Raw genomic sequence first — 18,988 nt, 5'->3', positions numbered from 1 at the left:
AATGGAGGCGATGAACGACAAGCGACTCCTCGGCACTGCGTTTCCCGGCGACACGGGGGAGACCAGCCCCGAGGTCGTGGCCGTGATGAGGTCGTACGCAGCGGGCCAGGCCACTCAGGCCGACGTGCTCACCACGCTCGCCGCCGCCCGGGTGCTCGTCCCGGTCGTCGCGGTGCTGGGCGAGGTCGAGGTCGACGAGGCCGGTCTGGCCCACGACAAGACCTCCGACATGGCCACCGTGCTGCTCACCGGCGCCGACGGGCGGCAGGCGCTGCTCGGGTTCACCGGCACCGCGTCGCTGCAGGCGTGGCAGGCCGACGCCCGCCCGGTGCCGGTCTCCCTGCGCGATGCCGCGCGGGCGGCCGTCCACGACGGTGCCGACGCACTCGTGCTCGACCTCGCCGGCCCGGTCCCGTTCGCGATCGAGGGTGATGACCTCCACAAGGTGGCCGAGGGGTGGCAGCTGGCGACCGTCGGGCCGCGTACGGCCTGGGTGCGGCCGTGAGCCTCAGCGCCTGACGCCCCGGCGCTCTGGGGATTGGGATGGCGGGGAATGTTGCAGTAGTGTTCCGTGTTGACCGATCAGCCGACGTACGCCGTCGGTTCGATCCAACAAGCGGAGATCACGACAGCGTTCTCCCACCCGCATCGACCGCAAGCAACAAAGGTCGTCGGGTCCGGTCCCGAAGACAGTGCCGCAGAAATTCGTGGGGCATCGGATTCGGTGGTGCAAGCCCACGCATGGGTGAGCGTCATGACTGGCTTCCGCTTGTGACAATTCCAGCGGAAGCCCTTTTTCATTTCCGGACCGCCCGTGCACGCGGCCCGGAAAGCAAGATCCAGAGCCTCCGCAGCCACAACAACTGGAGGACACATCAGCACTGAGCTTCGTATCAACGACCGGATCCGGGTTCCCGAGGTCCGCCTCGTTGGTCCCAACGGAGAGACGGTCGGCATCGTGCCGACCCCTGACGCGCTGCGCCTGGCCCAGGAGGCCGACCTCGACCTGGTCGAGATCGCCCCGCAGGGCAAGCCGCCGGTCTGCAAGCTCATGGACTACGGGAAGTTCAAGTACGAGAACGCCCAGAAGGCCCGTGAAGCCCGTCGAAACCAGACGAACGTGATCATCAAGGAGATGAAGCTTCGTCCGAAGATCGACAAGCACGACTACGAGACCAAGAAGGGTCACGTCGTGCGGTTCCTCAACGCTGGGGACAAGGTCAAGATCACGATCATGTTCCGCGGTCGTGAGCAGCACCGTCCCGAGCTCGGCTTCCGCCTGCTGCAGCAGCTGGCCGACGACGTCGCGGAGCTGGGCTTCGTCGAGTCCTCGCCGAAGCAGGACGGCCGCAACATGATCATGGTGCTCGGCCCTCACAAGAAGAAGGCCGACGCCAAGGTGGAGGCGAAGACGGCCAAGGAGGAGAAGGCCGCCGAGCGTGCCGCCGACGAGGCCGCCGAGAAGGCGGAGCGTACGGCCGCGAATGCCGCGCGTCCGGCCTCGACCCCCAAGGTCAAGCGCCGCTCGGAGAACCTCGACCCCGACATCGACCTCTGAGTCGATCCCCTGACTTCCGCCGCCGCGGCGCCCCGTGACCGGCCGGACGACGAGAGAAGGAAGAACTATGCCGAAGAACAAGACCCACTCCGGTTCCAAGAAGCGCTTCAAGGTGACCGGTTCCGGGAAGATCCAGCGCCTGCAGGCCGGCCGTAAGTCCGGCGCTGCGTTCGCCTCCGCGCCGACGACCGGCTCGCGCAAGAAGCACCGTCGCAACGCTGGTCTGGTGGAGCTCGCCCCCGCCGACGTCAAGCGCGCGAAGAAGCTGCTCGGTCGCTGAGCGATCACCCCGAAACTTTCCCTAGCATTCAAGGAGCACTGAAATGGCACGCGTCAAGCGCGCAGTGAACGCTGCGAAGAAGCGTCGCACCACCCTCGAGCGGGCCTCCGGTTACCGGGGCCAGCGCTCGCGCCTCTACCGCAAGGCGAAGGAGCAGGTCACCCACTCGCTGGTCTACTCCTACAACGACCGCCGCAAGAACAAGGGCAACTTCCGTCGCCTGTGGATCCAGCGGATCAACGCCGCGGCGCGCGCCGAGGGCATGACCTACAACCGCTTCATCCAGGGTCTCAACCTGGCCGGCATCGAGGTCGACCGCAAGATCCTCGCCGACCTCGCCGTCAACGACGTGGCCGCGTTCAACGCGCTCGTCGCCCAGGCCAAGGCTGCGCTGCCGGAGGACGTCAACGCCCCGGCGAACGCCTGAGTCTGACTCCGATCGTGGGAGTCTTGGTGTCACCTGGTGACACTGGGACTCCCACGTTCCATTTGCACGCGTACTCGATCACGGGGTGAGTGATTTGCTGTCGTCGGGGAACTCCCGCTTGAAAGAGATCCGTAAGCTCGGCCGCCGCTCGGTTCGTGCGGAGCGAGGTCTCTTCCTGGCCGATGGCCCGAAGGCGGTCGAGGGCGCCCTCGGCACGGTGTCGGATTCCGGCGCGAGTTGCGTGCAGGAGATCTTCGCCACCGAGGCGGGTGCGGAGACGTACGCCGCACTGCTGGCGGGTTCGCCGGTGACGCTCGTCGAGGACCGGGCCATGACCGGCCTGTCCGACTCGGTGACGCCGGCCGGTGTGGTGGCGCTGTGCCGGTTCCTCGACGTCCCGCTCGCCGATATCACCGGTCCACTCGTGGTGATCTGCGCCGACGTACGCGATCCCGGCAACGCCGGCACGGTCATCCGCTGCGCCGACGCCGCCGGAGCGTCCGGGGTGATCCTGGCCGGCGACTCGGTCGACCTCTACAACCCCAAGACCATCCGGGCCTCGGTCGGCTCCGCCTTCCACCTCCCGGTCGCGGTCGAGCGCGACCCGGTGGCCGCGGTGAAGGCCGCCAAGGCCGCAGGGCTGACCGTCCTGGCCGCAGACATGCACGGCACCGCGGACCTGTTCACCGCCGACGACCTCCTCGCCCGGCCCACCGCCTGGCTGATGGGCAACGAGGCCTGGGGTCTCCCGCCGGAGCTGGCCGCCGAGGCCGACGAGATCGTGAGCATCCCGATCTTCGGGAAGGCCGAGTCGCTCAATCTCTCCACCGCCGCTGCGCTCTGCCTCTACGCGAGCGCCCGCGCCCAGCGCTGAACGCGCCTATGGTTGGGGTCGTGAGCGACCCTGTGATGGCCTACCTGGCCGGCGTCGAGCCGGCGAAGCGGGCCTTGATCGAGCACTACTACGACCTCGTGCTCGAGCTGTTCCCGGAGGCTGTCCCCGGCACGAAGTACGCGATGGCGTGCTACACGCTCCGTGGGAAAGGCTTGGTCTCGGTGATGGCGACCAGGGCCGGCTTGTCGGTGATCCCGTTCAGCGGAAGTCTCAACGCCCAGGTCGCCGGCGACTTCGAGGTCTCCGACGGCGGTGGCTCGCTCTACTGCACCGTCGAGCGTCCGTTGCCCGACGACGCTTTCGCCGAGCTCGTCCGTCTGCGCGCGGCCCAGATCGCTTGACCTTCATCTCACCTGAAGGCCGATGGTTGCGGGCATGGACGATCCACTGCTGACGATCGGGGCGTTCGCGCGGGCCGTGGGCCTGACCGCGAGTGCGCTGCGCCACTACGACGAGTGCGGGTTGCTCGTGCCGGCCGAGGTCGACTCGGGGACCGGGTATCGCTACTACACCCCCGAGCTCGCCGACCGGGCCCGGCTGATCGTGGGGATGCGGGAGGCCGGGGTCCCGATCGAGACGATGCGGGTCGTGCTCGACTCCTCCGCCGCGGAGGCCAGGGCCGCGTTGGCGGCGTTCCTCGAGGAGCAGACGGCGCGCACGGGGCGCGCCGAGGAGGCCGTACGCGGCGTGCTGGCCGTCGTCGACGCCGGCCCTGCCGCCAGGCCGGCGCTCGTGGAGGTGCCCGGTCCCGTGCTGGCCGCGGCGATCCGGCAGGTGCGGCACGCGGCGGAGTCCGACCCGGCCTCCGAGCTCGCCTCCGTCCTCATCGACGTCGACGGCGCCGGAGTGGACGTGGTCGCGACCAACCGCTACTGGATGGCGGTGCGGGAGCTGCCGGCGGCCACCGAGGGGGACGGAGGCCGAGCGGTGCTGTCCCTGCCTGACGCCGCCGCGCTCGCCGACCGGCTCGACGTTCTCCCCACCGCCGAGCTGCGTGTCGCCGACGGCACCCTGACCCTCGCCGGCCACGAGCTGGGCCAAGCGCTGGGCCGCGATACGACCTACCCGGCCCATCGCCTCGTCCTGGCCGGCCTGGAGCCGGCCGGCACCCGTGCCGTGCTCGCCAAGGCCGACCTGCTCGCCGGGCTCGACGCGGCCGCCTACACCGAGGTCGACCTCTTCCTGGGCGACCAGTCCCGGCTCCGCTCGCCGCACACCGCGGAGCAGAGCGACGTACGCGGCGTGGTGACCGGTCCGCCGGCCCGGCTCCGGCTCGGCACGGCCCTGTTCGGCCGCGCCCTGGCGGCGTGCCTGGGTGAGGAGGTGCAGCTGGCGGTGACCGCCCCGGACCGGCCCGTGGTCGTCACCTCGCCCTATCAGCCCGGCTTCACCGCGCTGATCATGCCCGTGCGCCATCACCCCGAGGACTGACCCGTGGGAGCGACCACGGGCCGGGGGTTCCGCCCCTGGCTGGCTGCTTCGACCGCGTCGGTCTTCGGCGACTCGGTGACCTTCTTCGCGATCGGCTGGGCCGCGGCCGGCTTCGGAGCCGAAGCGGCCGGCTTGGTGCTGACGATCGAGGGCATCCCGCTGGCCGTGCTGGTGCTGGCCGGGGGAGTACTGGCCGACCGCATCGGTATCCGGCGGACGATGGCTGTGTGCGACGCCGCGATGGTGCTGGTCATGGCCGCGTTCGCGGTAGGCGCGATCGGCGGCGCGGAGCTGTGGATGCTGGTCGCCGTCGGCGCCCTCTCGGGCACGCTCCAGGCACTGCGGCGACCGGCAGAAGGGGTCTTCCCGCGGTTGTTCGGCTCCGAGGACCTGGACCGGCGGATGGCCCTGGTCGGTTCGGCCCACCAGATCGCCCGCACCGCCGGGCCCGCTGCCGGCGGCTTCCTGATCGGCCACGGCGGGCTGCCGCTGACCGCCGGTCTGGACGCGGTGACGTTCGCCCTCGTCCTGACCGCGCTCCTCCTGGTGCGCCCACCGCACGAACCGGCTCCAGAGCCCGCCCAGGGCTCGGTCTGGCGCAGCCTGGCCGACGGCGCGAGGGCGGCACGACGCACCCCGGGAGTCGTGCCGGTCCTCGTCGCCATCACCGGTCTCGCCGCGTCGGTCCTTCCGCTGGTCATGCTCGCCCTGCCCCTGGCCGGCCGCGAGCGCGGCTGGACCGCGGCGGAGACCGGCCTCGTCTCCGGCGCTTGGGTGGCCGGGGGACTGGTGATGACCCTCCTCGTCGCCCGCCGGGGCGCACCACGGGCGCCGGTCGCGGTCACCGGCCCCGTGATCGCGGCTGCGGGGGTGGGCCTGCTGGCGCTGCGTACGGAGATCTGGGTGGGGGTGCTCGCGGTCGGCCTGGTCGGTGTCGGCACCACGATGCTGACCACCTACCTCCTCCCGGCCTACGTCGCCCGCACGCCAGCCGAGATGCTGGCCCGGTTCTCGAGCCTGATCCAGCTGGCCCAGACCGGCCCGGTCCTGGTCGCGACACCGCTGATCGGGGCGGCGGCCGGGGTCGATGTACGGCTGGCGCTGGCTGTCGTCGCGGTGCTGCTTCTGGCGACCGTCCCGGCCGCGGTGCGGGTCGCCCGACAGGCAATCGTGCGGAGTTGCGATCCCACGTCGGTGTCCTCGGTCTAGGGTGGCGGCGTGGACGCCAGAGAACTCGCCGATGCCCTGCCCGACGGTGTCGTCGTCGCCGACGCGGATGGCATGGTCGTCCTGGTCTCCGCCCTGGCGGGGCGGATGCTCGGCGTGGACCCCGACGCTAGCCTCGGGCGGCCGCTGGGTGACGTACTCACGCTGAGCAACACCGACGGACACACCTGGACCAAGGTCAACCGGCCCTACGAGACCCTGCCGACCGTCACCGGCACCCCGGAGCAGGCCTGGCTGCTGCCCGACGGCACCGAGGTGCTGGTCGTCTCGACGATCCGGCGCCCGGCGCTGGACGCAGCGGTCGACCAGGTCTCGATCTCGCTGCGGTCGGGACGTGGTCGCAAGCGCCTCGACCGTGAGCGGTCTGACCTGGTCGCCACCGTCGCCCACGAGCTGCGCTCACCGCTGACGGGTGTCAAGGGATTCGTGCAGGCGCTCCTGAACCGGTGGGACAAGCTCAACGACGACCAGAAGAAGCTGATGCTCAGGACGGTCGCCTCCGACTCCGACCGGCTCTCCCGGCTGATCGCCGAGCTCCTCGACGTGGCCCGAATCGACACCGGCCGGCTCCAGCTCTACCCGCGCGGCAGCGACGCGACCGTGCTGGTCACCCGCGTGGTCGAGTCGGTGCGCTCGGCGACCTCGCGGCCGATCGAGCTCGACATCGCAGCCGATCCCGACGAGCTCGAGATCCACGCCGACCCGGACAAGTTCACCCAGGTCGTCACCAACCTGGTCGAGAACGCCGTACGTCACGGTGACGGTGTCGTCACCGTGAGCCTCGGCTTCGTGCCGGACGACCCCGACCAGGTCCTGCTGGTCGTCGAGGACCGCGGCGAGGGCATCCCCACGGAGCTGCGCCAGCGGGTGTTCACGAAGTTCTGGAAGCACGGCGCCCGCGGCGGCTCGGGTCTGGGTCTCTACATCGTCGGTGGCCTGACCAAGGCCCACGGCGGCTCGGTCAGGATCGCCGACGCCGACGGCGGAGGGGCTCGCATCGAGGTCGGCTGGCCCCGGAATCCGCCGTCGGCCTGAGGATCACCTTCCGCTCACGGCCTGGATCTGGCCAGCAGGAAGATGAAGTACGGCGCGCCGATGAGCGCGACGACGAGACCCGCGGGGATCTGGGCGGGGCTGATCGCGGTGCGGCCGATGGCATCGGCGAGCACCAGGAGCAGCGCCCCGACCAGGATGGCGACCGGGACCACGCGTACGGCCCGGCCACCGACGAGGGCGCGCGCGATGTGCGGGGCGACCAGGCCGACGAAGCCCACGACGCCGACCGCGGAGACGGCCATCGCGGTGAGCACCGCGGCGGTCAGCAGGATCAGCAGCCGCACCCGCTCCGAGGGAACCCCGACGAGCCGCGGTGTGTCCTCGTCCAGCGTGAGCAGGTCGAGCTCGCGGCGCACCATGAACGCGATCGGGATCGCGACGGCCAGGGCGACCGCGACCGGGGCGACCTGCTCCCAGCTGCGACCGTAGGTCGAGCCGGACAGCCAGGTGTAGATCCGTGGCGTGTCCCAGGGGTTGGAGCGCACCAGCAGGAAGGTGCTGAGGGAGACCGACCCGTACCAGACGCCGATCCCGATGAGCACCAGCCGGTCGGTGTCGATCCCGTGCCGCCAGGCCAGTCCGTAGACCAGGCCGAAGGCGACCAGAGATCCGATCGTCGCGGCGACGAGCATCGTGGTCGTCGAGGCTGCCGCCGAGCTGCCGCCGCTCCAGCCGGAGGACAGCCCGGTCACCACGACGACCGCGCCCACCCCGGCTCCGCCGGTGATGCCGAGGATCCCTGGCTCCGCCAGCGGGTTGCGGCACGTGGCCTGGACGAAGGTGCCGGCCAGGGCGAGGGCGCCACCGGCGAGCACGGCGGCGCCGACCCGGGGTGCGCGCTCGTCGAGGGCGAACTGGACCAGCGGGATGCCCTGGTTCTGCAACCAGGCGACGATGTCGCCGGTGTAGAGCCACTGGTGGCCCGCGAGCAGCCCGACGACGGTGGCGCCGACGGTGAGGGCGAGCAGGAGGACGAGCACCACCAGGAAGCGCAGTCGGCTGCGGATGGTGACGGTGGCGCCGGGCGGGCGGCGGGTGGGTCCGGAGTCGCGACCGCCTCGGGCGAGGAGCACCATCACGACCGCGCCGGCGATCGTCGTGGTCACCCCGGTGGGCACGGACATGGCCTCGTCGGCGCCGAGCACGGCGCGGACGACCACGTCCGCCACCACGACGACGAGAGCGCCCACCAGACCCGCGGCCGGCAGGAGCACCGCGTGCCGGTTCAGCGTCGGCACGAGCCGGCCGAGCAGGCGGACGAGGACGGGGGCGCACAGCCCGACGAAGCCGATCGGCCCCGCCAGCGTCACCGACGCCGAGGTGAGCAGCACCGCGAGCACGGTCCCGACCGCACGGGTCGAGCGGACCGGGACCCCGAGCACCGAGGCGGCGTCGTCGCCGGCGGAGAGCAGGTCGAGCCGGCGGGCCAGCAGCAGCCCGCAGACCGTCGCCACCAGCACCACCGGCGCCACCTGCCAGAAGGCCCGCAGCCCGAGCTGGCTCAGCGACCCGCTGCCCCAGGCGAACAGGCTCGTGGTCTCTTCCGAGTAGAGGATGAGCAGCGTCGAGGTGGCGGCCTGGAGGGCGAGCGCGACGGCCGACCCGGCCAGGATCAGCCGGGTCGTCGACGTACCGGCGCCACCGGCCAGGGCGAGGACGATGCCGGCGGCCACGAGACCGCCGAGGAAGGCCGTGATGCCGGAGGCCCACAGCGGCACCGACAGGCCGAAGGCGGCGACCAGCGTGACCGCGAAGTAGGCGCCGCCGGTCACCGCGAGGGTGTCGGGGGCCGCCATGGCGTTGCGGGCGAGCGACTGCAGGAGCGCGCCGGCGACACCCAGGGCGAACCCGACCGCGATGCCCGCGGCGAGCCGGGGGATCCGCGAGCCGGTGATGATCTCCATCGTCGACGCGGTGGCGCCGTGCGACTGCTCACGTCCGAGCAGCGCGTCGAGGAAGTCTGCGGGGCCGACGCCCGAGGTGCCCTGGGTGAGGTGCCAGCAGGCGGTCAGCAGCAGCCCGGCGAGCAGGCACAGGAGGACGACAGAGGCGCCTCCGGCACCCGCCCGCGGGGCTTTGACGGCATCGGTCACTTGCTGAGCAGGTCGACGTACGCGTCCAGGACCTGCTCGGCGGACCGCGGGCCACCGAAGGTCCAGACGCCCTCGGGGAACGCGTGGGTGCGGCCCTCGCTGACGGCGGGGATCGACTTCCAGACGTTGTTCTTGGCGAGCTCGGCGTTGATGTCGCCGGCGGGGTCGACGGTGCCGGTGTGGAAGAAGGTGGCGTCGCCGAGCGTGGTCATGCCCTCGATGTCGGTCTGACCGAGGCCGTACGCAGGGTCGACCTCGCCCGTCCAGGCGTTCTTCAGGCCGATCTCCTCGCCGAGCTCACCGATGAGCGAGCCCTGGCCGAACGGGCGGATCGCGACGTTGGCGCCGTCGATCCAGCCGTCGAAGTAGACGAACTCGGTGCCCGCGGCGTCGGCCTCGGCGACCGCCTTCTTGGAGGCGGCGAGCTTGTCCTCGAAGTCACCGACGACGGCCTCGGCCTGCGCCTCGCGGCCGGTGGCCTCGGCGATCATCTCGAAGGTGGTCACCATGTTGGCGACCGGGTCCTTGGCGTCGGCGCCCTTGGTGGCCAGGACGGGGACGTCGTACTTGGCGAGCTGCTTGAGGATCTCGTCGTCGGCGGTGTAGGCCTCGACGACGATCAGGTCGGGGTCGGTGCCGAAGAGGGTCTCCAGGTTGGGCTCGCCCCGGGTGCCGACGTCGGTGACGTCCTCGTCGAGCTCCTCGGCGGTGTCCCAGGTGCGGTAGCCCTTGGCGTCGGCGACGGCGACCGGGTCCACGCAGAGGCTGAGGAGATCCTCGGTCTGCTGCCACTCGAGGACCGCGACCCGCTCGGCCGGCTTGTCGAGCTCGACCTTGTTGCCGAAGGAGTCGGTCAGGCTGACCGCGCCGGTCGAGGTCTCGACCCCCTCGCAGCCAGCGGAGGCCTTCTTCTCGGACGGGTCGGTCTCGGCGGCGGTGGTGGTCTGGCCGCACGCGGCGAGCAGCAGGGCCGCGCAAGCCGTCGTCAGGGCAGCCGTCGTCGTACGTCGAATCATGTCTTCCTCTTCGTGTCCGCCGGCGTCAGCGCCGGGCGTGATGCCTGCCGCGTGGCTCGACCCGGACGCGCCCGGTCTCCAGATCGGAGGTCACCTCGATCGGGAGTCCGTACACCTCAGAGAGGTGTTCGGCGGTGAGCACGTCAGCGGGGTCGCCGGTGGCGTGCACAACGCCGTGGTGCAGCAGTACGACCTGGTCCGCCACGGCGGCGGTCTGGTTCAGGTCGTGCAGGACGACGCCGATGGCCGTCCCGTGGTGGTCCGCGAGGTCGCGGACCAGGTCCAAGATCTCGACCTGGTAGCGCAGGTCGAGGTGATTGGTGGGCTCGTCGAGCAGCAGCACGCCGGTGTCCTGGGCCAGGCAGCTGGCCAGCCACACGCGCTGCAGCTCGCCACCGGAGAGCTGGTCGACCGGCCGGTCCGCCATCCGGGCGGTGCCGGTCAGCTCCAGCGCCCGGTCGATGCTCGTCAGGTCGTCCTCGGTCAGCGCGGCGAAGCGCCGGCGGTGGGGGTGACGGCCGAACCCGACGATGTCGCGGACGGTGAGACCGGAGGGGTGCGGACGCGACTGGGACAGCAGCGTCACCCGGCGCGCGAACTCGCGTGCGCCCAGCGGAGCGCTGTCGTCGCCGTCCAGCGACACCGATCCGGAGGTCACCCGGTGCAACCGGGCGAGGGAGCGGAGCACGGTCGACTTTCCCGAGCCGTTCGGGCCGATGAGAGCGGTGACCCGCCCCGCCTCGAGGCCGATCGAGACTCCATGGACGACGGTGGCGCGGGCGTAGCCGAGAACCAGGTCGTGACCGGAGAGCGCAGGAAGCATGAGGTGAGGCTAGCCTAACTAAGGCTGGCCTGTCTCGGGGGGTCCTACGAAGTGGTCGCTCCCGCCCGTCTCCGGATCCCGAACAGCGTGAAGGCCAGTGCGATCGCCGCCACGGCGCACAACAGCAGCAGCCCGGTCGTGTAGGAGTGCGAGGCGGCGTCGTAGGTCGCCCCCATCACCAGCGGAGGGAAGAAGCCACCGAGGCCTCCGGCCGCACCGACCAGGCCGGTGACCGATCCCACCCGGGCCGGCGGAGCCAGCTGGGCCACCCAGGTGAAGACAGCGCCTGTCCCGAGGCCCAGGAAGGCGGCCATGAGCACGAACACAGCGCCGGCGGGGACCTCGAGCGGCGGGGTCAGGGACATGAGCACCGCGAGGACGGTCGCGCCGCCGAAGGAGATCGAGGCCACCGTACGCGGCCCGACCTTGTCGGACAGGATCCCGCCGAGCGGGCGGCACACCACCGCCGCGATGGCGAACCCAGCGGTGCGAGTGCCCGCCGCGGTGAGGTCGAAGTCGTAGACGTCCTTGAGGAAGGTCGGGAGATAGGTGGAGAAGGCCACGAAGCCCCCGAAGGCCACGGCGTACAGGAACGACATCTGCCAGGTCACCGGGAGCTTGATCGCCGCGACCAGCTTCGGGAGCACCGGGTCGGTGTTGGGGCGCCAGGTGGGCGCGTCCGCGAGCGTGAACCACATCAGCACCGCCGAGGCGACCAGCGCGATCGTGATGACCACGTGGGTCGTCGTGTAGCCGAACCACTCGACGAACCGCGGCGTGAAGAAGGCCGACAGCGCGGTGCCGCCCATGCCCATCCCGAAGACGCCGGTCGCGAAGCCACGCCGGGACTGCTGATACCACGCGTTGGCGAACGGGATCCCCACCGCGAAGGTCGTCCCGGCGATGCCGAGGAAGAAGCCGAACACCAGCAGCAGCGCGAACGAGCCGATGTTGCCCGCCAGCGCCACCAGCAGCACGAAGGGCGCCGCGGCCAGCATCAGCACCGGGAACATGATCCGGCCGCCGTAACGGTCGGCGAGCGCGCCGGCGAGGATCCGGCCCACCGATCCGACCAGTACCGGTGTCGCGACGAGGATCGACTTCTCACCGGCCGAGAGGGCCAGGTCGCCGGTGTAGCGGACCCCGAGCGGCGCGATCATGTTCCAGGCCCAGAAGCTGATCGTGAACGCCCAGGTGGCCAGCAGGAGATTCCTGAGCTGTCCGCTCTGGGTCTTGGTGGGCGCGGTCTGCGTGCTCATCGGTCCTCCCGGTCGAAGGTGCCGGTGCCGGCCCAGCCGGGCCGCTCCGGGCGGGCGCCGGCACGCGGGCGTACGTCCCGGCTGCGATAGACGATGTAGGGACGGAACAGGTAGTGCACCGGCGCGGTGAACGCATGCACCAGGCGGGTGAACGGCCAGATCGTGAAGAGGAGCAGACCGACCAGCACGTGGACGTGGAACTGGATCGGCGCGGCAGCCATCGCCTCCACGTCGGGGCGGAGGACGAACAGGGAGCGGAACCAGGGCGAGACCGTCTCGCGGTAGTCGTGCGCCTGGTCTCCGTCGGCGACGGCGACCACGGTGGTCCACAGACCGAGCACGATCGCTGCCACCAGGACGACGTACATGACCTTGTCGTTCGCGGTGGTGGCCATGAAGACCGGCCCGGTCGTACGCCGCCGGTAGACCAGCAGCGCCAGGCCCGCCAGGGTGCAGACGCCGGCGATCAGGCCCCAGAAGAGGGCGTTGCCGTGGTAGACGTCCTCGGAGATGCCCATCGCCTCGGTCCAGGAGGCGGGAACGAGCAGGCCCGCGGCGTGGCCGACGACGACGACCAGGATGCCGAAGTGGAACAGCGGTGAGCCGATCCGCAGCAGCCGGGACTCGTAGAGCTGCGAGGACCGCGTCGTCCACCCGAACTTGTCGTAGCGGTAGCGCCACCAGGTGCCGACGACGAGGACGGCGATGGCCAGATAGGGCAGCACGCCCCACAGCACCACGTCCCATCCGGAGGCCGTGGTCATCAGCGGGCCCCCATCATCGTGGCCGCCGATCCCGGCCGAGCGGTCGGGAACGGCAGCATCTCCAGGCCGACGGACTCCGCGGGCGGTCCGGCCTGCGCCATGGCGAGCGCCTCCTGCTTGTCGCGTGCCGACGGCCCGGGGAGGGTCGCGCAGACGGCGGCGAGGACATCGGCGTACGCCGACCCGCGCTCGACCAGGGAGAGCCGGATCAGCTCGAGCGCCGACCGGTTCTCGATGAGCAGCCGACGCCCGCCCTCGGGGTCGGCCAGGGCGGCGTACTCCAGCACCATCGGCAGGTGGTCGGGCAGCTCGCCGTGGGTGTCCACGACCCAGCCCGCGCCCTTCGCGGTGCCGTCGCGAAGGCGTGCCTTGAAGTCCGCGAGCGACTCCCCACGGCGCCGGGTGTCACCGTCGCGCCAGTAGGACAGGTGCAGGGTCTGGCGGCGGTGCAGGTCGAACAGCTCGACGTAGACGTGCTGCAGCGCGTGCGGGTCCTGGCGGGCGAGGGTGTCCACGAAGCCGCGCAGCAGCGCGACCGGCTCGGAGGCGGGCTGCTCGTCGAGCGCGCTGCGCAGCAGCGGGAGCTTCGCGATCAGGTCCTCGTCGGGGTAGCCGAGGCACCAGGCCGCGACCTGGTGGACGACGCGCCAGTCCTGGGTACGCCGCTTCATGACCGCGCCTCTCGCTCGGTGCCCGGTCTCTCCGGGCTGTGCTTGTCGGGGAACAGTCCTTCCGGCGTCCCGTTGCCGTCCCAGTTGAGCAGGTTGACCCGTCCGCGCAGGGTGTCGTCGGAGGCCGCGGCGTCGGTGGTCTGGCGCTGCTTCAGTGCGTGGTAGGTCTCCACGGCGACGGGGACGGGACGTCCGCTGGCCTCGCCGAGCGGGCCGGAATCGTACATTCCGGGCCCGTCGTCGAAGTCGAGGGAGCAGCCCATCTCCTCGAGGTCGTGGGCCTGCTCGGCGTGGGCGGTGGGAATGACGTACCTCTCCTCGTACTTCGCGATGGCGAGCAGTCGGTACATCTCGTAGATCTCCTCCTCGCTCATCCCGACCGCGGCGGGGATCGACGCGTCCGGGTCGCGGCCGAGGGTGACGTCGCGCATGTAGGCGCGCATCGCGGCCAGCTTCTTCAGGACCAGGTCGACGACGCCGGTGTCGCCGGCGGTGAAGAGCTCGGCCAGGTACTCCACCGGGATCCGCAACGAGTCGATCGCGCCGAAGAGGTTGGGCGCGGCCTCGGCGTCGTGCCCCTGCTCCTTGAGCAGGTCGACGACGGGGGAGAGCGGCGGGACGTACCAGACCATCGGCATGGTCCGGTACTCCGGATGCAGGGGCAGCGCGACGCGGTAGTCCTTGATCAGTGCGTGGACCGGCGACCGGCGGGCGGCCTCCAGCCAGTCCTCGGGAATGCCCTGCTTCCTGGCCTCGGCCACGACCTGCGGGTCCTTCGGGTCGAGGATCACGTCCAGCTGGGCGGCGTACAGGTCCTGTTCGGATGTCGTCGAGGCGGCCGCGGTCACCGCGTCGGCGTCGTAGAGGACCAGACCCAGGTAGCGCAGCCTGCCGACGCAGGTCTCCGCGCACACCGTCGGCAGCCCGACCTCGACGCGGGGGTAGCACAGCGTGCACTTCTCGGCCTTGCCGGAGCGGTGGTTGAAGTAGATCTTCTTGTAGGGGCACCCGGTGACGCACTGGCGCCAGCCGCGGCAGCGGTCCTGGTCGACGAGGACGATGCCGTCCTCCTCGCGCTTGTAGATCGCCCCCGAGGGGCATGACGCCATGCAGGAGGGGTTGAGGCAGTGCTCGCAGATGCGGGGCAGGTAGAACATGAAGGTCTGCTCGAGCTCGAACCTGATCCGCTCGTTCGACTCCTCGCGGATCTTCGCCACGATCGGGTCGAGATGCCCGTGCTCCATCGAGCCGCCGAGGTTGTCGTCCCAGTTGGCCGACCAGGTGATCTTGGTGTCCTCGCCGGTGATCAGGCTCTTCGGGCGGGCGACCGGGAAGTCGTCGCCGAGCGGGGCGTCGATGAGGGTCTGGTAGTCGTAGGTCCAGGGCTCGTAGTAGTCGTCGAGCTCGGGCTGGACGGGGCTGGAGAAGATGGTGAGCAGCTTCTTGACGCGTCCGCCGGCCTTGAGGCGCAGGTTGCCCCTCCGGTCCAGCGTCCAGCCGCCGCGCCATCGCTCCTGGTCCTCGTAGCGTCTCGGGTAGCCCTGGCCGGGGCGGGTCTCGACGTTGTTGAACCAGACGTACTCGGTGCCGGCCCGGTTGGTCCAGGCCTGCTTGCAGGTCACCGAGCAGGTGTGGCACCCGATGCACTTGTCGAGGTTCATCACCATCGCCATCTGAGCCATGAGTCTCATGAGGTCGCTCCGCTCCGGGGCATCAGTAGGTCACCTTCTGCGATCGCTTGCGGACCGTGGCGACCATGTCCCGCTGGTTGCCGGTCGGGCCGAGGTAGTTGAACGTGTAGGAGAGCTGGGCGTAGCCACCGATGAGGTGGCTGGGCTTGATCAGCAGCCGGGTGGCGGAGTTGTGGATCCCGCCGCGTCTGCCGGTGGTCTCCGACTTCGGTACGTCGATGGTGCGGTCCTGGGCGTGGTGCATGTAGACGACGCCCTCGGGCATCCGGTGGGAGACGACCGCACGGGCGACCACGACGCCGTTTGCGTTGGTGGCCTCGACCCAGTCGTTGTCGCGTACGTCGATGGCCTCGGCGTCCTGCGGCGACATCCAGACCGTGGGACCGCCCCGGGAGAGGGAGAGCATGAACAGGTTGTCCTGGTACTCGGAGTGGATCGACCACTTGGAGTGCGGGGTCAGGTAGCGGACGGTGACCTGTGCGGCACCGTCCCGGCCGATCCGGGGCTCGCCGAAGAGTCGGTGCATGTCCAGCGGTGGCCGGTAGAGCGGCATCGCCTCGCCGATGTCGGTGAGCCAGTCGTGGTCGAGGTAGAAGTGCATCCGCCCGGTCAGTGTGTGGAACGGCTTGAGGCGCTCGATGTTGACCGTGAAGGGGGCATAGCGGCGGCCGCCGGTCTCCGATCCGGACCATTCCGGTGAGGTGATCACCGGCACCGGGGCGGACTGTGTCTGGGCGAAGGTGATCCGCTTCTCCTCCGAGCCCTCGGCGAGGTCGGCGAGCCTCTTCCCGACGCGTTGCTCGAGGCTCGTGAAACCCTGGACCGCGAGCTCGCCGTTGGTGGTGCCCGAGAAGAGCAGGATCGCCTCGGCAAGCTTCTCGTCGGTGTCGATGGCGGGGCGCCCTGCTGCCGGACCACTCGGCATCACGCCGGTCTGCCTGGCCAGCTTCGCGGTCTGCTCCTCCATCCGGTAGGTGATGTTCTTGACCGTGAACCCGAGGGTGTCGGCCAGCGGTCCGACCGAGGCCAGCTTGTCGGCGATCGCGGTGTAGTCCCGCTCGACCACGGCGATCACCGGCCGGGTCTGGCCGGGGTCGGCAGGAGTTTCACCGGGGGTGTCGTGCTGGACGGGGACGCTGACGATGTCCTTGCGGGTGCCGAGGTGCTTGCGGGCGAGCGCGGAGAGCTTCTCGGCCAGTCCGTGGAAGAGGTCGAAGTCGGTCCGCGCCTCCCATGGCGGGTCGATGGCGGGCGTGAAGGCGTGCACGAACGGGTGCATGTCGGTCGAGGAGAGGTCGTGCTTCTCGTACCAGGTCGCCGCCGGGAGGACGACGTCGGAGAGCAGCGTCGTCGAGGTCATCCGGAAGTCGGCCGAGACGAGCAGATCGAGCTTCCCCTCCGGCTGCTGGTCGTGCCAGCGCACGCCCTTGGGGCGTGGGGTGATGGGGTTCTCGGTGCCGAGGACGTTGTGGTGCGTGCCCAGCAGGGTGCGCAGGAAGTACTCGTTGCCCTTCGCCGAGGAGCCGAGCAGGTTCGAACGCCACAGCACCAGCGTCCGTGGCCAGGCGCTGGGGGCGTCGATGTCGGCGATGGCTGGTCGGAGGGTGCCCTCGGCCAGGGCGGTCTTGACGTAGGTGGCGGGGCTGTCGGCGTAACCCGCGGTGACGGCCTTCGCCGCCTCGTCGGCGACGTCGAGCGAGCTGCGGTCGAACTGCGGGTAGAAGGGCATCCAGCCCTTGGCGGCAGATTCGGCGATCACGTCGGCGGTGTGGCCGCGCAGGTGTCCCGCGGCCAGCGGCGAGGTGAGCGAGTCGGCGCTGTAGCCGTCGTTGCGCCACTGCCCGGTGTGCATGTACCAGAACGAGGTGCCGGTCATCGTCCGTGGCGGCCGGGACCAGTCGAGGCCGTTGGCCAGCGAGATCCAGCCGGTGATCGGGCGACACTTCTCCTGCCCGACGTAGTGCGCCCAGCCGCCGCCGTTGCGGCCCATGCAGCCGGTCAGGATCAGCAGTGACAGGATCGAGCGGTAGATCGTGTCGCCGTGGAACCACTGGCACACGCCGGCGCCCAGGATGATCATCGAGCGGCCCTGGGACTCCTCGGCGTTGGTGGCGAACTCCCGGGCGATCCGGAGGCAGGCCTCGGCCGGCACCGAGGTGATCTCCGCCTGCCAGGCGGGGGTGTAGGGCACGTTCGGGTCCTCGTAGCCGTCCGGCCACAGGCCCGGCAGGCCCTCGCGGCCCACGCCGTACTGCGCCAGCATCAGGTCGAAGACGGTCGTCACCAGCTGGCCACCGACCCGGGTCGTGGGCACCCCGCGGCGCAGCACCTCACCGGCGCCGTCGGGACTGGTGAACGCCGGCAGCAGCACCTCGACGGGCTCGCCGTCGCCGTGGAGGGTGAGCCGGGGACGTACGCCGTCCAGGTCGAGGTTCCACCTGCCCTTCCCGGAGTCGGCGTAGCGGAATCCCATCGAGCCGTTCGGGACGACCGGGGCGCTCGAGCCCTCGTCGATGACCACGGTCTTCCAGCGATCCTCCGGCGGTGTCTCCCCGGTCAGTGGGTCGAGGAGATGGCCGAGGTCGGCGGCGGTGAGGAACTTCCCGGGGACGTACGCTCCGTCCTTCTCCTCCAGACGGACCAGGTGCGGCAGGTCGGTGTAGGTGCGGACGTAGTCCTCGAAGAACGGGGTCTTCCTCTCGACGAAGAACTCGCGCAGGATCACGTGGCCCATGGCCATCGCGAGCGCGGCGTCCGTGCCGGCCTGGGCCGGCAGCCATTCGTCGGCGAACTTGGTGTTGTCGGCGAAGTCGGGACTGACCGTGACCACCTTGGTTCCGCGGTAGCGGACCTCGGCCATCCAGTGGGCGTCGGGCGTGCGGGTGACCGGGACGTTCGATCCCCACATCATCAGGTAGGTCGAGTCCCACCAGTCGCCGGACTCCGGCACGTCGGTCTGGTCGCCGAAGACCTGGGGGGATGCGACCGGGAGATCGGCGTACCAGTCGTAGAAGCTGGTCATGACCCCGCCGATGAGCTGGGTGTAGCGGGTGCCGACGCAGTGGGAGACCATCGACATCGCCGGGATCGGGGAGAAGCCGATGTTGCGGTCGGGGCCGTGGGTCTTGATGGTGTGGACCTGTGCGGCGGCGGCGATCTCGAGCGCCTCGTCCCAGCTCGCCCGGACGAGGCCGCCCTTGCCGCGGGCCTGCTGGTAGCGGCGGCGGCGCTCGGGGTCGGCCTGGATGTCTGCCCAGGCCTCCACCGGGTCCCCACCCGTGCGGCTCTTGGCCTCGCGGAAGAGATCGAGGAGCACGCCGCGTACGTAGGGATAGCGGACCCGCGTGGGGGAGTAGGTGTACCAGGAGAAGGCCGCTCCGCGAGGACAGCCGCGGGGTTCGTACTCCGGCCGGTCGGGGCCGACGGAGGGGTAGTCGGTCTGTTGGGTCTCCCACGTGATGATGCCGTCCTTGACGTACACCTTCCACGAGCACGAACCGGTGCAGTTCACCCCGTGGGTGGACCTGACCACCTTGTCGTGGCTCCAGCGGTCGCGATAGAACACGTCGCCGGCCCGGCCGCCCTTGCGGAAGACCGCGCGACCGTCGTCGGTCTCGTCCCATCTGGTGAAGAAGCGACCTGTCTTGAGCAGGAGGTCGCTTGCCGGGCCGTCGACTCGAGGCATGTTTTTACTATCACTCCGCCGACGGAAGAGATACAAGGACCGCAGGACCTTGACAACGTGTCGACGGTGGCGGTTCGCTCGCCCGCGCGCGAGGTCCGCGGGATGTCCGGTT

17 protein-coding genes are annotated in these 18,988 nt (G+C 70.5%); 9 read left to right on the top strand and 8 right to left on the bottom strand.

Annotated elements, in window-relative coordinates; genetic code table 11:
- The first annotated feature begins 10 nt into the window (after positions 1-10).
- From ACFVDI_RS18475 to ACFVDI_RS18435, 9 genes are all read left to right on the top strand, one after another.
- A complete protein-coding gene (locus ACFVDI_RS18475) occupies positions 11-505 on the top strand; it encodes an SseB family protein (protein ID WP_231380283.1) in 495 nt (164 codons plus the stop codon).
- A gap of 309 nt (positions 506-814) precedes the next feature.
- Positions 815-1,558 carry a translation initiation factor IF-3 gene (gene infC / locus ACFVDI_RS18470; protein WP_378907759.1) on the top strand — a complete coding sequence of 248 codons (744 nt, stop codon included), beginning with the start codon at positions 815-817 and terminating at the stop codon, positions 1,556-1,558.
- A gap of 67 nt (positions 1,559-1,625) precedes the next feature.
- Positions 1,626-1,838, top strand: a complete 213-nt coding sequence (locus ACFVDI_RS18465) for a 50S ribosomal protein L35 (RefSeq protein WP_008359371.1) — start codon at positions 1,626-1,628, stop codon at positions 1,836-1,838.
- Positions 1,839-1,881: 43 nt separating this feature from the next.
- Positions 1,882-2,265 (top strand): 50S ribosomal protein L20, encoded by a 384-nt coding sequence (gene rplT / locus ACFVDI_RS18460; RefSeq protein ID WP_008359372.1) that lies wholly within the window; start codon positions 1,882-1,884, stop codon positions 2,263-2,265.
- 118 nt (positions 2,266-2,383) lie between these two features.
- Positions 2,384-3,139, top strand: a complete 756-nt coding sequence (locus ACFVDI_RS18455) for a TrmH family RNA methyltransferase (protein ID WP_378907755.1) — start codon at positions 2,384-2,386, stop codon at positions 3,137-3,139.
- Between the two features lie 20 nt (positions 3,140-3,159).
- Positions 3,160-3,501: an iron chaperone gene (locus ACFVDI_RS18450; RefSeq protein WP_378907753.1), complete on the top strand. Its 342-nt coding sequence runs from the start codon at positions 3,160-3,162 to the stop codon at positions 3,499-3,501.
- A 34-nt stretch (positions 3,502-3,535) separates the two neighbouring features.
- The gene (locus tag ACFVDI_RS18445) at positions 3,536-4,591 is read left to right on the top strand and encodes a MerR family transcriptional regulator (RefSeq protein ID WP_378907750.1); all 1,056 of its coding nucleotides are present in this window, start codon (positions 3,536-3,538) and stop codon (positions 4,589-4,591) included.
- Positions 4,592-4,594: 3 nt separating this feature from the next.
- Entirely contained in the window at positions 4,595-5,800 is a 1,206-nt protein-coding gene (locus ACFVDI_RS18440) for an MFS transporter (RefSeq protein ID WP_378907747.1), read from the top strand.
- Positions 5,801-5,809: 9 nt separating this feature from the next.
- Entirely contained in the window at positions 5,810-6,853 is a 1,044-nt protein-coding gene (locus ACFVDI_RS18435) for an ATP-binding protein (protein ID WP_378907742.1), read from the top strand.
- 14 nt (positions 6,854-6,867) lie between these two features.
- On the opposite strand, the gene ACFVDI_RS18430 is transcribed toward ACFVDI_RS18435, so the two are convergent.
- The 8 genes from ACFVDI_RS18430 to ACFVDI_RS18395 are packed head-to-tail and all read right to left on the bottom strand — an operon-like array spanning position 6,868 to position 18,876.
- On the bottom strand, positions 6,868-8,967 hold the full coding sequence (locus ACFVDI_RS18430) for an iron ABC transporter permease (RefSeq protein ID WP_378907739.1): 2,100 nt from the start codon (positions 8,965-8,967) through the stop codon (positions 6,868-6,870).
- Complete coding sequence (locus ACFVDI_RS18425) at positions 8,964-9,983, bottom strand: iron-siderophore ABC transporter substrate-binding protein (protein WP_378907736.1); 1,020 nt, start codon at positions 9,981-9,983, stop codon at positions 8,964-8,966. The genes ACFVDI_RS18430 and ACFVDI_RS18425 overlap by 4 nt, the downstream gene beginning before the upstream one ends.
- A 25-nt stretch (positions 9,984-10,008) precedes the next feature.
- Positions 10,009-10,806 (bottom strand): ABC transporter ATP-binding protein, encoded by a 798-nt coding sequence (locus ACFVDI_RS18420; RefSeq protein WP_378907732.1) that lies wholly within the window; start codon positions 10,804-10,806, stop codon positions 10,009-10,011.
- 44 nt (positions 10,807-10,850) lie between these two features.
- Positions 10,851-12,065: an MFS transporter gene (locus tag ACFVDI_RS18415; protein ID WP_378907729.1), complete on the bottom strand. Its 1,215-nt coding sequence runs from the start codon at positions 12,063-12,065 to the stop codon at positions 10,851-10,853.
- Entirely contained in the window at positions 12,062-12,829 is a 768-nt protein-coding gene (gene narI / locus ACFVDI_RS18410) for a respiratory nitrate reductase subunit gamma (protein WP_378907726.1), read from the bottom strand. The genes ACFVDI_RS18415 and narI overlap by 4 nt, the downstream gene beginning before the upstream one ends.
- Positions 12,829-13,500 carry a nitrate reductase molybdenum cofactor assembly chaperone gene (gene narJ / locus ACFVDI_RS18405; protein WP_378907723.1) on the bottom strand — a complete coding sequence of 224 codons (672 nt, stop codon included), beginning with the start codon at positions 13,498-13,500 and terminating at the stop codon, positions 12,829-12,831. The genes narI and narJ overlap by 1 nt, the downstream gene beginning before the upstream one ends.
- Complete coding sequence (gene narH / locus ACFVDI_RS18400) at positions 13,497-15,191, bottom strand: nitrate reductase subunit beta (RefSeq protein ID WP_378907721.1); 1,695 nt, start codon at positions 15,189-15,191, stop codon at positions 13,497-13,499. Before narH ends, narJ begins: the two co-directional genes overlap by 4 nt.
- Positions 15,192-15,213: 22 nt before the next feature.
- On the bottom strand, positions 15,214-18,876 hold the full coding sequence (locus ACFVDI_RS18395; RefSeq protein ID WP_378907718.1) for a nitrate reductase subunit alpha: 3,663 nt from the start codon (positions 18,874-18,876) through the stop codon (positions 15,214-15,216).
- Positions 18,877-18,988: the final 112 nt, after the last annotated feature.

The organism is Nocardioides sp. NPDC057767 (assembly GCF_042798275.1).
In the GTDB taxonomy this organism is placed as follows: Bacteria; Actinomycetota; Actinomycetes; order Propionibacteriales; family Nocardioidaceae; genus Nocardioides.
The sequence above is the reverse complement of the archived record's forward strand: the minus strand, read 5'-3'. Positions and strand labels throughout refer to the sequence as shown.